Annotated in this window: 12 protein-coding genes; 9 read left to right on the top strand and 3 right to left on the bottom strand. The window is 61.0% G+C overall.

What is annotated here, in order from left to right; genetic code table 11:
- Positions 1-46 precede the first annotated feature (46 nt).
- Positions 47-1,219, bottom strand: coding sequence for a trans-sulfuration enzyme family protein (locus G7009_RS06650; RefSeq protein ID WP_375139539.1), 1,173 nt, complete (start codon positions 1,217-1,219; stop codon positions 47-49).
- A 430-nt stretch (positions 1,220-1,649) separates the two neighbouring features.
- On the opposite strand from G7009_RS06650, the gene G7009_RS06645 reads away from it, so the two are divergent.
- The 4 genes from G7009_RS06645 to G7009_RS06630 all read left to right on the top strand — a co-directional run bounded on the left by G7009_RS06645 (position 1,650) and on the right by G7009_RS06630 (position 6,071).
- The gene (locus G7009_RS06645) at positions 1,650-2,108 is read left to right on the top strand and encodes an Lrp/AsnC family transcriptional regulator (RefSeq protein ID WP_181129116.1); all 459 of its coding nucleotides are present in this window, start codon (positions 1,650-1,652) and stop codon (positions 2,106-2,108) included.
- Positions 2,109-2,278: 170 nt separating this feature from the next.
- A complete protein-coding gene (gene moaA / locus G7009_RS06640) occupies positions 2,279-3,280 on the top strand; it encodes a GTP 3',8-cyclase MoaA (protein WP_181129115.1) in 1,002 nt (333 codons plus the stop codon).
- 21 nt (positions 3,281-3,301) lie between these two features.
- The gene (locus G7009_RS06635; RefSeq protein ID WP_181129114.1) at positions 3,302-4,201 is read left to right on the top strand and encodes a bestrophin family protein; all 900 of its coding nucleotides are present in this window, start codon (positions 3,302-3,304) and stop codon (positions 4,199-4,201) included.
- A gap of 982 nt (positions 4,202-5,183) precedes the next feature.
- Positions 5,184-6,071: a LysR family transcriptional regulator gene (locus tag G7009_RS06630; RefSeq protein WP_181129113.1), complete on the top strand. Its 888-nt coding sequence runs from the start codon at positions 5,184-5,186 to the stop codon at positions 6,069-6,071.
- 361 nt (positions 6,072-6,432) lie between these two features.
- Here G7009_RS06630 and G7009_RS06625 read toward each other — a convergent pair whose 3' ends face one another.
- Both G7009_RS06625 and G7009_RS06620 read right to left on the bottom strand, forming a co-directional pair.
- A complete protein-coding gene (locus G7009_RS06625; RefSeq protein WP_181129112.1) occupies positions 6,433-6,942 on the bottom strand; it encodes a ferritin-like domain-containing protein in 510 nt (169 codons plus the stop codon).
- 155 nt (positions 6,943-7,097) lie between these two features.
- Positions 7,098-7,769, bottom strand: a complete 672-nt coding sequence (locus G7009_RS06620) for a TetR/AcrR family transcriptional regulator (RefSeq protein WP_181129111.1) — start codon at positions 7,767-7,769, stop codon at positions 7,098-7,100.
- A gap of 246 nt (positions 7,770-8,015) precedes the next feature.
- Between G7009_RS06620 and G7009_RS06615 the strand changes: the two genes are divergently transcribed.
- The 5 genes from G7009_RS06615 to G7009_RS06595 all read left to right on the top strand — a co-directional run bounded on the left by G7009_RS06615 (position 8,016) and on the right by G7009_RS06595 (position 12,889).
- Positions 8,016-9,173, top strand: coding sequence for an FAD-dependent monooxygenase (locus G7009_RS06615; protein ID WP_181129110.1), 1,158 nt, complete (start codon positions 8,016-8,018; stop codon positions 9,171-9,173).
- Between the two features lie 267 nt (positions 9,174-9,440).
- Positions 9,441-10,289 (top strand): ABC transporter ATP-binding protein, encoded by an 849-nt coding sequence (locus G7009_RS06610; protein ID WP_181129109.1) that lies wholly within the window; start codon positions 9,441-9,443, stop codon positions 10,287-10,289.
- Between the two features lie 38 nt (positions 10,290-10,327).
- Entirely contained in the window at positions 10,328-11,314 is a 987-nt protein-coding gene (locus G7009_RS06605) for an ABC transporter substrate-binding protein (protein ID WP_181129108.1), read from the top strand.
- 34 nt (positions 11,315-11,348) lie between these two features.
- Positions 11,349-12,125, top strand: coding sequence for an ABC transporter permease (locus G7009_RS06600; protein WP_181129107.1), 777 nt, complete (start codon positions 11,349-11,351; stop codon positions 12,123-12,125).
- Positions 12,125-12,889 carry an SDR family oxidoreductase gene (locus G7009_RS06595; protein WP_181129106.1) on the top strand — a complete coding sequence of 255 codons (765 nt, stop codon included), beginning with the start codon at positions 12,125-12,127 and terminating at the stop codon, positions 12,887-12,889. The genes G7009_RS06600 and G7009_RS06595 overlap by 1 nt, the downstream gene beginning before the upstream one ends.
- The last annotated feature ends 2 nt before the right edge of the window (positions 12,890-12,891 follow it).

Here is a 12,891-nt window from a genome sequence, read left to right as displayed (position 1 = left end):
CCTGCCAAGGGGTAGCGCCGGTGCCGATCAGCTGCGACCGCCTCCATCAGGTGTCAGCGGTCGCCGCCTCCAGAGCACTTTCGAGGTCCGCGATGAGGTCGCGGTGATCCTCGATCCCCACCGACAGACGCAACAGATTCTCGCCGATGCCCATGGCCTCCTTCTGCGCCGGGCTCAACGAGTTGTGCGACATGCTCCAGGAATGATTGATCATGCTTTCGACGCCGCCCAGCGAATCGGCCAGGACGAAGATCGACAATGCCTCGACCAACCGATTGACAGTGGCGCGGTCGCCTTTGACCCGCATCGACACCACTGCCCCGCCGCTACGCATCTGCCGCTGACACAAGGCATGTTGCGCATGGCTTTCAAGCCCTGGGTAGTAGACCCGCTCGACCTGGGGATGGCTTTCGAGAAAACGCGCGATGTGCATGGCATTGGCACATTGACGCTCCATGCGGATGTCCAGGGTCTTCAGCCCACGCAGGGCCAGGTAGCAGTCGAACGGCCCCTGAATCGCGCCCACGGCCATGCTGATCTTGCGCAAACGCTTGAACAGCGCTTCGGTGGCCGCGACGACCACGCCACCGATGAGGTCGGAGTGCCCGCCGATGTACTTGCTCGCCGAATGCATCACCAGATCCACACCCAGGGTGATCGGTCGCTGGTTCCAGGGCGAACAGAAGGTGTTGTCCAGGCAAGTGAGGATGCCGCGCTCACGGGCCAGTTCGCACAGCGCCTTGATATCGACCAGATGCAGCAGTGGATTGGTCGGGGTCTCGATCCAGATCAGCCGCGTTTCCGGGCGGATGGCGGCCGATACTGCCTGCAGGTCATTGAGATCGACATAGGTGGTGGTCAGCCCGGCGCTGTGGCTGCGGTAGTCCTCCAACAAGCGGAAAGTGCCGCCGTAGACGCCGCTCATGACCACGACATGGGCGTCCTTGGGCAACAGTTCCAGAACGGTCGCGGTAGCGCCTACGCCGGAAGCGCAGGCCACGGCGCCGACACCTTCCTCCAGGGCAGCGACGCAGCTTTCGTAAGCGTGTCGCGTAGGATTACTCACCCGGCTGTAAGCATACTCCGGATGATCATCCAAGCCGCGTTTGGTGAACGAACTGGCGGTCACGATGGCTGGGAAGATCGCATTGTCGGCCACGCCGAACTGCTCGCCTGCATGAATGGTTCGGGTAGCGAAGTGACGCGGTTTGTCGGACATGGTCGGGTCCAAGGTCAGAAATAGGCAAACACAATTATCAATGCCAGTCAGGTTAATGCTGGTCAGTTAAGGCAAAGCACTCGGTTCAAATGCTAGCGTTCAGCCTTCGGCTCCGGAATTTTCGAGTGACCGGCCTGGCCTATCGCGGGACAAGCCCGCTCGCCACTGGACATACGCACACCCGTGGCGAGCGGGCTTGTCCCGCGATGAGGCCAGCAGCATCACTGAAGTCCCGAAGCCGCAAGATACGATCTAGCATGGAAATCGAATTTCTCTCATTGACTGACTGGATTGAGCACAACTATGGCATATCCACGCCCGCCGGGTTGATCAGGGATGAAACTCGCCGTCTGGGCTTCCATTATTTCTTCAGGTTCGGGTCTTCGGATAATCTGGAGAAACTTTTTCTCCTCACGCAGTGTTTTCCCGCATGGACAGTTTCGACCAGCATATCCTCACCCTGCTTCAGCGCGACGCCTCGGTCTCCCTCAAGGACCTTGCCGAGGCGGTCAACCTCTCCACCACGCCATGCTGGAAGCGGGTCAAGCGCCTGGAGGAAGAAGGCTACATCCTGGGCCGGGTAGCACTGCTGGATCCGGAGCGTCTCGGCCTGGGACTGTCGGTATTCGTGCAGCTCAAGACCCAGCGTCATGACAGCGCCTGGCTCGAACATTTCGCCGAGACGGTGCGTGGCTTCGAGGAAGTCATGGAGTTCTACCGGATGTCCGGCGACTGGGACTACATGCTGCGCGTGGTAGTCAGTGACATCGGCGCCTATGATCGCTTCTACAAGAAGCTCATCACCAGCACCGATGGCCTGTCGAACATCACGTCCAGCTTTGCCATGGAACAGATCAAGTACACCACGGCGTTGCCGGTACGACGCTGAAAGGCGCGTGTAGTGAGGGTCTAGCCGAAGGAATGGCAATGCATGGCAGGGGCCGATAGACAGCGCTGATCGACCAGTCAGGCAAAGTGATTTGACGACTTGACCCGCAGGTTATAGTTTGAGCTTCACCGGCGATATTTCCCGCCCCGCCCCCAGACCCGAGCGCAAACGTGGACGTACAGCGGACCCTGACGGACAGCTTCAATCGGAAAGTCGACTACCTGCGGATGTCGGTCACAGACCGTTGCGATTTCCGTTGCGTCTACTGCATGGCCGAAGACATGCAATTCCTGCCCCGCCAACAGATCCTCTCTCTCGAGGAGCTCTATCAGGTGGCGGAGCGCTTCGTCTCCCTGGGCACCCGCAAGATCCGTCTGACCGGCGGCGAGCCGCTGGTGCGCCAGGGTATCGTCGATCTCTGTACACGGATCGCCACCCTGCCCGGCCTGCGCGAACTGTGCCTGACCAGCAACGGCTCACAGCTCGGCCGTCTGGCGCAGCCATTGTTCGATGCCGGCGTCTCGCGCCTCAATATCAGCCTGGACAGCCTCGATCCGGTGCTGTTCAAGGCGCTGACCCGTACCGGCGAGCTCGACCAGGTGATCGCTGGAATCGATGCCGCGCGTGCCGCGGGTTTTCGCCGCACCAAGCTCAACTGCGTGGTGCTCAAGGGCCGCAACGATAACGAAATCGTCGACCTCGTGCGTTTCGCGATCGATCGCGAACTGGATATCAGCTTCATCGAAGAGATGCCTCTCGGGCTGATCGACGAACACGAGCGCGGTGAATCCTATTGCTCCAGCGACGACGTCAAGGCACGCATCGCCGAGCACTTCACCCTGATCGATTCCGCCGAGTCATCCCAGGGCCCGGCGCGCTACTGGCGCCTTGCCGAAGCACCTCACACGCGGGTCGGTTTCATCTCCCCGCACAGCCACAATTTCTGCGCCACCTGCAACAGGGTTCGCCTGACCGTGGAGGGGCGTCTGCTGCTGTGCCTGGGCAACGAGCATTCGATGGACCTCAAGCAGGTCATGCGCGCCTATCCCGGCGACGCCGAGCGTCTGGAAACCGCCATCCGCGAGGCCATGCAGCTCAAGCCCTATCGTCACCATTTCGAGGTGGGCGGCGAGGTGCAGATCGTGCGATTCATGAACATGACCGGCGGCTGATCCGGCGCCTCCTGGATACCGATGATCGTCCATTCCCGTCCCGACGTGCTGCGCGTGCTCTTCACCCTCAAGGGCTCGATCGTCAAGCGCATCGCCCTGCGCTGCCTGATAGTCACCTTGCTGGCAGCGCTGATCGTATTGATCGAACACCGCTACCCGGCGTTCTTCTACCCGGTCAGCGCCACGCCTTTCACCTTGCTGGGCCTGTCGCTGTCGATCTTCATGAGCTTTCGCAACAACGCCTGCTACGACCGCTGGTGGGAGGGACGCAAGGCCTGGGGCAAACTGCTGATCGAAACACGTTCCTTCATCCGCGAGAGCGTGGCGATCGCCGATACGCAGGTACGCGCGGAGCTGCTGCGTGGCCTGTGTGGCTTCGCTCATGCGCTCAATGCGCGGTTGCGCAACGAAGATGACCTGCTTGCCGCCCGCCCCTGGCTGACCGATGCTCATGCCATCAGCCCGCACAATGTGTGCGATGGCATCCTGCGCGAGGTCGGCGCGCACTGCTCGCGGCTCGCCGAGCGTCAACGTATCAGCGAGTGGCATTACGCCACCCTGGAACAGCGCCTCGTTGGTTTGACGGAAGTCCAGGCGACTTGCGAACGGATAAAAGGCACCCCGCTGCCCTTCCCCTATACCCTGCTGCTGCATCGCACCATCTACATCTTCTGCCTGCTCCTGCCATTCGCCCTGGCCGAGCCGCTGGGCTGGCTAGCGCCGCTGTTCACCACCCTCGTCAGCTACACCTTCTTCGGCCTCGACGCCATCGGCAACGAACTGGAAGACCCGTTCGGCCGCGACGAGAACGACCTGCCGACCGATGCCCTGGTGCGCGCCGTGGAGCGCGACATCCTGGCGGCACTGGGGCACGAGCCGTTGCCGCCGGCGTTGGCGCCGGTGGATCACGTGCTCAGCTGAGCGCCGACAACGCGGTCGCTTGCGCCCCATGTCTGTTAATCAAGGAAACACCATTGACCTTTGGCTTCTGAATCTTCAGTGAAGCTGATGGCCTATCGCGGGACAAGCCCGCTCGCCACCCGTGCGCGGTGAGGCGAAGATGCGTTCCCTGTGGAGAGCAGGCTTGCCCCGCGATAGGCCATCAGCTTCACAGAAGATTCAGAAGCCGACGAAAAAGCCTCATCAAATGGTATTTCCTCGACTGACCGCCATTGCGTTCTGGCCCGTGCACGCCGCAGGGAACGCATCTTCGCCTCACCGCGCACGGGTGGCGAGCGGGCTCGTCCCGCGATAGGCCATCAGCTTCACAGAAGATTCAGAAGCCGACGAAAAGCCTCATCAAATGGTGTTTCCTCGACTGACCGCCATTGCGTTCTGGCCCGTGCACGCCGCAGGGAACGCATCTTCGCCTCACCGCGCACGGGTGGCGAGCGGGCTTGTCCCGCGATAGGCCATCAGCTTCACAGAAGATTCAGAAGCCGACGGAAAGGCCTCATCAAATGGTATTTCCTCGACTGACCGCCATTGCGTTCTGGCCCGTGCACGCCGCAGGAAACGCATCTTCGCCTCACCGCGCACGGGTGGCGAGCGGGCTCGTCCCGCGATAGGCCATCAGCTTCACAGAAGATTCAGAAGCCGACGGAAAAGCCTCATCAAATGGTGTTTCCTCGACTGACCGCCATTGCGTTCTGGCCCGTATACGCCGCAGGGAACGCATCTTCGCCTCACCGCGCACGGGTGGCGAGCGGGCTTGTCCCGCGATAGGCCATCAGCTTCACAGAAGATTCAGAAGCCGACGGAAAAGTCTCATCAAATGGTGTTTCCTCGACTGACCGCCATTGCGTTCTGGCCCGTGCACGCCGCAGGCCGACGCTGGAAACATTGGCCAGCCGGGGCAGACTTGGTTAAGGTCTGGGGACGCCCTTTCCCGCCAGGCCGCATCATGGATATCAAGCAGCTCAAGTTCCTTATCGCCCTCGACCAGACACGCCACTTCGGCCAGGCGGCGGAGCTGTGCCATATCACCCAGCCGACTCTGTCCATGCGCCTGCGCAACCTCGAGGAGGAGCTGGACCTGGTGCTGGTCAAGCGCGACCAACGCTTCGAAGGCTTCACCGAAGCGGGTGAACGGATCCTGGCCTGGGCTCGCACCCTGCTCGCCGCCCATGACGGCCTGCAGGCCGAGGCGGCCAGCTGTCGCGGCCAGGTGGTCGGCAGCCTGCGCCTGGGCACGGTGCCGCTGTCGAGCTTCAACCCCATGCGCCTGCTCATGCCTCTGCGCGAGCGCTACCCCGAGCTGGACTTCCAGCTCTCGTCGCTGAGCTCCGAACAGATCATCGACGGCCTGAGCCGCAACCAGCTCGACCTCGGCATCTGCTACCTGGACCAGGTCGATGCCAGCTTCTTCGATATCATCGAACTGGGCACCACGACCATGGGACTGCTCCATGACACCCGGCATTTTCGCTTCGAACAGCCCGAGTTGCGCTGGGAAGCCCTGGGCGACTTGCCGCTGGGGCTGTTGAGCAAAGGCATGCACTACCGCCAGGCGTTGGACCTGAGCTTCCGCAACCGCGGTCTCGAGCCGCTCGCGGTCCTGGAGAGCGACTCTACCTTCCAGCTGGTCCAGGCCATTACCGCCGGTATCTGCTGCGCCGTGATGCCTCTGCACTGCGGTCTTGAAGACCTGAGCGAGCATCTGCGCTTCATCCCGATCACCGACGCGAGCATTCGCAGCCCGGTTGGCTTGCTGCTGCGCCGCAGCGAGCCGCGCTCGGCGATTGCCGAGCAGTGTTTTGGCGAGGCGCGCGGGTTGTTCGCCAGTCAGTGACTAGATAACCGATACGTGCAGCAAGCGGCGAATCGTCCTCGCGCTTGGCATGAGCTGCGTGAAGCTCGTGCCGGTGATCGCGTCGAAGCTTGCGCGCATGGAGCGTGCGTGGATGCTGTATCGACAGTGGTAGAGGGGTACTCACCATTTCCGATATCGATTCCGACATCGGTGTTCAATGGTGGCTGTACGTGGGGCGCCTTCGGGTGCCTGACTTGCCGGTCTGCTAACCCACGTACAGCTGCCTCTCATTTAGCAGCGGGATCTGGTAGCTCAACTCTCGTCAGGACTCGCTACCATGCTCAAGATCGTTCCGGACCCACCGTTTCATACCTCACCGAAGTGGCTGCTTGCACATGTCTTACTTCTTGGCTTCCACGCCTGGCGTCTCGGACCGCTTCAGGAATGCCTGAGTGATCTCGGGAAGGTGTTCGAGCAGCCACTGCGCCATTGCCTTTTCTTGTGGAAGGATCTGCTCGCAAGCCGCCTTCGTCTGAGTATCGCCAGCCGCTTCGGCAGCGGCGATCAGAACGGTGTAGGTCGCGACCTCCACATTCTCGAAGACGTAACCAGCCATCGCGCCCTTGACCACTTCATCGCTCATCAGCGAGCCGCCAACGGCTTGTCCGAACGCCATGAGCTTGCCGGTCATGTCCTTGATGGTCGAGGAACTGCCGCCCAATCGCGTCAGGCATTCATGGATCAGTTTCTGCTGGCCGAGCGTCTCCTGGATATGCTGGTCGATGCGCGCCTTGAGGTCTGGATAGTGCTCGAGTCGCTCGGATTGCGCCTTCAGCATCTTCTCCGCCTGTTGCTCCATCGCATGAGCGTCACGAAGCCAGTCGAGCAGGTTTTCCTGTGAGGTTGCCATGTGCTTATCCTCTACGTTTACGTTAAAGGTAAGAAATAGGCGCCATCCACCCAGCCAAGTTCAGTACTAGTGACGACTGGTCATCCACGATCTGAGACCTTCGGTTTCAAAGAATCCGACCTCGATATCTGCCCAAGCCTTGAGCGACTTCGATCTCAGAAAGTCGTACCGTCTACCCCTATCCCACGAAGCAGCAGATCGGTGAGGAACTCACTGTAACGATTGGCCAGCTCATCCTCATCCTGCTCCAATTCGAACAATGCCTTGAACAACGGCTGTGCGGTTGCGAAGAACGTACAGGCACCGAGCAAGGCCACATGCAGAAAACGCGCGTCCACGCTTACCTCCTTCGCCGAGGTCGGCCGCGCCTGCAGCACCGCATTGCTGAGCGCTGCCCCGCGCCGAGCGGTGAGATCCAGCACATCCCACGTCGGATCGCCCGCTTCGCCACGCTCGCCCGCAGCATAGATCTCGCGCATCACCAGCTTGAGAAAGTGCGGATTCTCGCGGCCGGTATCGATGATCAACCTCACGCGGTTGCCGAGCATGGCGGCCACCGAGGGCTCGTCGGCCTGTTGCTCGGAAGCCTGCTGGACGCGCTCCATCAGGTTCAGGGTGGCCGCGCGCAGCAGTCCATCCTTGTTACCGAAGTAATAACGCACCAACGCCGGATCCACACCCACCGAATTCGCAATCTGCAGCAATGTCAGGGCTTCTGGTGGTGCATGCCGTAACAGCGCCAGGGTCGCCTCAATCAAGCCCTCGCGCCCGACGGCCTGGGTTTCCCGTGGGCGTCCGGCCTCACGCTTTTTCTTGATTCCCGCCATAAGTCCTCGCCGTTCATGCATCCGCATTGGTGGATATAAGTGCCACAAGAAGTGGCGAAAAGTAGCACAGGTTCCTCTTAAAGGTGCCCATTGGGACAATTGCCAGGCCAGTACACTTTTCACCCCTGAAACATCCATTCAAGTCATTAAATTTAAAGCAAAAATAAATTATTTCCTTATAAAAGGAATTAATGGCATTCGCCCTGCATGAATCGTCGCTCCACCCCACCAACAGAGATATGAATCATGAAAACGCTTTCCATCGGTATCCTCGGCGCCGGTATCGGCGGTCTGTGCGCCGCCATCGCATTGCAACGCGCTGGCCATCAGGTCACGTTATTCGAGCAGGCCAAAGCTTTCATGCGGGTCGGTGCCGATATCAATCTCACCCCGAACGCGGTGAAGGCACTGGATGGCCTGGGCGTTGGTGAAGGTATCCGCCGCTTCGCCGCCCGCCCTACCCATCGCATCAGCCGGATGTGGGACAGCGGCGAAGAAACTTCGCGCCTGGAAATGGCCGACGCTGCCGAGCGCCAGTACGGTGCACCTCAGTTGACCATTCACCGCGCCGACTTGCTCAGCGTGCTGGCCGCCGCCTTCCCGCTGGAAAGCGTGCAGTTTGGCAAACGTGCCGTAGCCGCCAGCAAGGAAGAGGATGGCGTAACGCTGCGATTCAGCGATGGCAGCCAGGCGAAAATGGACGTATTGATTGGCGCCGACGGCATTCATTCAGTGGTGCGCGCCGCGCTGTTTGGCCAGGAGCATCCGCGCTTTACCGGCGTCGTGGCGTTCCGCGCCGTGGTGCCCGCCAGCCGCGTCGCCCACGTCCCGAACATCCAGGCCTTTACTAAATGGTGGGGCCCTACGCCACAGAGCCAGATCGTGACCTTCCCACTCAACCGCGGGGAAGACATCTTTATCTTCGCCACCACCGCCCAGGACAGCTGGCATGAGGAAAGCTGGACCACGCCCGGCAGCGTCAGCGAGTTGCGCGACAGCTATGCCGACTTCCATCCGGACGCCCGCGCCCTGCTCGACGCCTGCGATGAGGTACTGAAGACCGCCCTCTATGAACGCGATCCACTGCCCTATTGGGCCCAGGACCACATGGTGCTGTTGGGCGATGCCTGCCATCCGATGATGCCATTCATGGCCCAAGGCGCTGGTCAGGCGATCGAGGACGCTGTGGTGCTGGCACGGGCGCTGGAACACGTGCAGACACTGGAAGAAGTGAACGAAGCGCTGCTGGGCTATCAGCACGCTCGACTGGAGCGCGCCAGCCAGATCCAGATCGGCTCGCGTGGCAACCAGTGGCTCAAGGCAGGTGGTAACGCCGATTGGGTATATGGATACGACGCCTGGAGAATCGAACCTACTTCAAGCGCGACATCCAAGCAGCATTAAAAAACACCGGCGCTGTTTCATATATAAAACGTTGTTTCAAAAAAGCACTTATTTTTTGCATGGCGCCGTAACAACGCCCAAGAAATGTGCAGCGCCGTATCACATAGAAAATATCGTTTCACATATAAAACAACCATGAATTCCGTTTAATAATATAAATAACTGATAAATAAGGTATTTATTAAATAAACAGCACGAAAGTCAAACTGGCATTGTTCATGCACTAACCGCTGTATCACTAGTAAAACAGACCAGAGACCTTTCCCAATGGCTGTGACAGAGATGTTTGCAATCGCCCCCCACAGGAACGAATCGCAGCGCAGGGCCAGCGAGCCGACCGAGATCGAGTTCCGTCACGTCGGCAAGTGCTTTCCGGCCAAAGGGAAAGCCGAGGCGCCCTTCGCTATTCGTGACGTCAACTTCAAGATCGCTCGTGGCGAAGTGGTGTCGATCATCGGCCCATCCGGCTGCGGCAAGAGCACCATTCTCAATATGGGCTCTGGCCTCTACCGCCCGAGCGAAGGCGAAGTCTTCGTCGGCGGTGAAGCGGTCAACGGTCCGGTGAAAAAGGTCGCGTTCATGTTGCAGAAGGATCTGCTGATGCCGTGGCGCAGCATCCGCCAGAACGTTGAGCTGGGCCTTGAAATCCAGGGCATGGCCGCCGCCGAACGCCGTGTGATCGCTGAAGATCTGCTCGATCGCTGCCACCTGCAAGGCTTTGCCGACCATTACCCATTCCAGCTGTCGGGCGGCATGCGCCAGCGCGCTGCGTTGGCGCGCACCCTGGCCATGGACCCGCAGGTCCTGTTCCTCGACGAACCGTTCTCGGCCCTCGATGCGCAGACCAAGATGATCCTGCAGCAAGACATGGCCCGCATGCTGTTCGAGGAAAAGAAGACGGCCTTGTTCATTACCCACGATCTGGTCGAGGCCATCGCCATGTCCGATCGCCTGCTGGTGATGAGCGCTCGCCCCGGCACGATCGTCGAAGAAATCATCGTTGACCTGCCCTACCGCGAAAACCCGCTGGAGCGTCGCAAGCTGCCCGAGATAGGCCCCTTGGCCGGCCGCCTGATGGAACTGCTCAAGGTCGGGGAAGACACCGAACTGCACTGATTCTGCCTCACCGGCCTTCAACGAATTCAGGAGTCACCATGTTCAAATCCGCACTCAAGACCGCTTCGGCCGTGCTCGGCCTGAGCGTGGCCATTGCTGCCCACGCCGCCACCGACGTGACCTACCTGCTACCGGCACCGCCCAATTCGCCGGCCTTCGCGCCGTGGATCATCGCCAAGGAAAAGGGCTATTACGCCAATAACGACTTGAATGTCACCTTTATCGCCGCCAAGGGCGGGGTCGACGTGGCCAAGCAGATTGGCGCCGGCAATGCCCTGATCGGCGGTGCCATCGGCGACACGCCGATCGTGGTCCGCGCCAATGGCATTCCAGTGCGCAACGTGGCGGTGCTGGGCGCTGGCGGAGTGACCATGATCGCCACCAACGCCGACGAGAACATCCATTCGGTGAAGGACCTCAAGGGCAAGACCCTGACGGTGATGTCCTATTCCGACACCACCTACTACGCCCTCCTCGCGACGCTGCGCAAGGCTGGCCTGGAGAAGACCGACGTCAACGTACAGGCCGCTGGCCCGGCGGGGGTATGGCAGCTGTTCGCGGCGAAGAAATCCGTGGCCATGGCGGGCGTCCCGGACTGGGTCACCGACTCCCAGGAAGCGGGCCTCGACGTCAAGCTGATCCCTCAGGACCAAGTCTTCGAAAGCATGGCGCAATCGATCATAGCCTCCGACGACGCCATCCAGAAGCATCCCGAGATCGTCCGCGGCGTGGTCCAGGCGACCTTGCAAGGCATGCGCGACATCGTCGCCGACCCCCATGCCGCCGCCGCTACGTTCGCCCAGGCGATTCCCAGTTATGCCGGCAAGGAAGCGCAGCTGGAAAAGACCTTCAAGCTCTACGTCGACCACGTCTACGCCCAGCAGGCAGTGCTTGGCAGCGTCGACCCGCAGCGCCTGGAGAAGGTCCGCCAGTTCTATGTGAGCGAAGGCATCGTCAGCAAGGAGCCGAAGCTTGAAGACCTCTATACCAACCAGTTCATCGGCACCACCACCGCTGCCAAGTAGCGGCCCGGGTCAGAAGCGCAAAGGTATGACTGTGATGAAAAGCCTCAATAACTCGATGTTCGGCAGCCTTGCCCTGCTGATCCTGTTTCTCGCCCTGTGGCAATGGGGTCCCGGCCTGCTCGGCATGCCCGAATTCGTCATGCCCAAGCTGAGCCGCGTGGCCCAGGAGGGCGTGCTGATGTGGAACAGCAGCGGCTTGTTGGAACACACCCTGATCACCGCCGTGGAGATCGTCGTCGGCTTTGCCCTCGGTGCCCTGCTGGGGATCGTGATCGGCACGTCCCTGGGCCTTTCGCCCAAGGCCGAGGCCATGCTCTCGCCCTACATCCTGGCCTTGCAGATCGCCCCGAAAGTAGCCTTCGCCCCGCTGTTCGTGATGTGGCTGGGCTACACCGTGTACCCGAAGATTCTGATCGCGGTGCTGATCGTGTTCTTCCCGGTGATGATCAACGTACTTTCGGCGATCCGCACCGTGGACCCGGACATGATCAACCTGGTGCGCACCATGAACGCCAGCCGCTGGCAGATCTTCCGCCTGGTGGAATTCCCCTCCGCCATGGCCGCGCTGTTCTCGGGCCTGCGCATCGCTTCCACCCTGGCGGTGATCGGCGTCACCGTCGGCGAACTGGTCGGCGGCAACCAAGGCCTGGGCTTCCTGCTCGTGGACGCTGAAGGCCAAGGCAATACCAGCGGGGTATTCGTCGCCATCGTGATGCTCACCTTGATCGGTGTGCTGGCTTACGGCGCGGTTGTCTGGGCCGAGAAGCGCGTCCTGCACTACATGCCTAAAGCCATGCTGAGTACTAATTGATGAATGCCTCTGCTCAACTCCTGCAAGGCCGTCGCGTGCTGGTCACCGGCGGTGCCCGCGGCCTGGGTTACGCCTTCGCGCAAGCGATTGCCGAAGCGGGCGGGCGCGTGGTCATCGCCGACATTCTCGACGAACGCGTGCAGCAATCGGCCTGCGACCTGCGGGCCATGGGCCTGGACGTCCATGGGCTGAGCGTCGATCTGGCCGATCCTGCATCGATCCAGCGCTGCGCCACCCAGACCGGCGAACTGCTGGGCGGCCTCGATGGCCTGGTCAACAACGCCTCGGTGACCAATTCCGGCGGCAAGACCTGCGAAGAACTAAGCATCGACACCTGGGACCAGGTCATGCAGGTCAACGTGCGTGGCACCTGGCTGATGACGACCGCCTGCCTGCCCGCCCTGCGCCTGAGCGGCCAGGGCGCGGTGGTCAACCTGGCGTCCGATACGCCGTTGTGGGGCGCGCCGAACCTGATGGCCTATGTCGCCAGCAAGGGCGCGATCATCGCCATGACTCGCAGCCTGGCCCGCGAACTGGGCAGTGACAACATTACCGTCAATGCCATCGCTCCCGGCCTAGTGCTGGTGGAAGCCACCGCCTACGTCCCCGAGGCCCGCCACCGCCTCTACACCGAACAGCGCGCCATTCAACGCGCGCAACTGCCCGAAGACGTCAGCGGGGCTGTGGTGTTCGCCTTGTCGAACCTGGCCCGTTTCATTACTGGACAAACCCTGCCGGTCAACGGCGGGTTTGTCATGCCCTGATC

The sequence above is a fragment of the Pseudomonas capeferrum genome (assembly GCF_013523055.1).
Classification (GTDB): Bacteria; Pseudomonadota; Gammaproteobacteria; order Pseudomonadales; family Pseudomonadaceae; genus Aquipseudomonas; species Aquipseudomonas capeferrum_A.
This window is presented reverse-complemented; position numbering and strand designations above follow the sequence as displayed.

Coding starts and splice junctions, on each gene's coding strand:
- G7009_RS06615 (WP_181129110.1), top strand. CDS start 8,016: ATGAAAACGCTTTCCATCGGTATCCTCGGCGCCGGTATCGGCGGTCTG.
- G7009_RS06595 (WP_181129106.1), top strand. CDS start 12,125: ATGAATGCCTCTGCTCAACTCCTGCAAGGCCGTCGCGTGCTGGTCACC.
- G7009_RS06600 (WP_181129107.1), top strand. CDS start 11,349: ATGAAAAGCCTCAATAACTCGATGTTCGGCAGCCTTGCCCTGCTGATC.
- G7009_RS06610 (WP_181129109.1), top strand. CDS start 9,441: ATGGCTGTGACAGAGATGTTTGCAATCGCCCCCCACAGGAACGAATCG.
- G7009_RS06650 (WP_375139539.1), bottom strand. CDS start 1,219: ATGTCCGACAAACCGCGTCACTTCGCTACCCGAACCATTCATGCAGGC.
- G7009_RS06620 (WP_181129111.1), bottom strand. CDS start 7,769: ATGGCGGGAATCAAGAAAAAGCGTGAGGCCGGACGCCCACGGGAAACC.
- G7009_RS06625 (WP_181129112.1), bottom strand. CDS start 6,942: ATGGCAACCTCACAGGAAAACCTGCTCGACTGGCTTCGTGACGCTCAT.
- G7009_RS06605 (WP_181129108.1), top strand. CDS start 10,328: ATGTTCAAATCCGCACTCAAGACCGCTTCGGCCGTGCTCGGCCTGAGC.
- G7009_RS06645 (WP_181129116.1), top strand. CDS start 1,650: ATGGACAGTTTCGACCAGCATATCCTCACCCTGCTTCAGCGCGACGCC.
- G7009_RS06635 (WP_181129114.1), top strand. CDS start 3,302: ATGATCGTCCATTCCCGTCCCGACGTGCTGCGCGTGCTCTTCACCCTC.
- G7009_RS06630 (WP_181129113.1), top strand. CDS start 5,184: ATGGATATCAAGCAGCTCAAGTTCCTTATCGCCCTCGACCAGACACGC.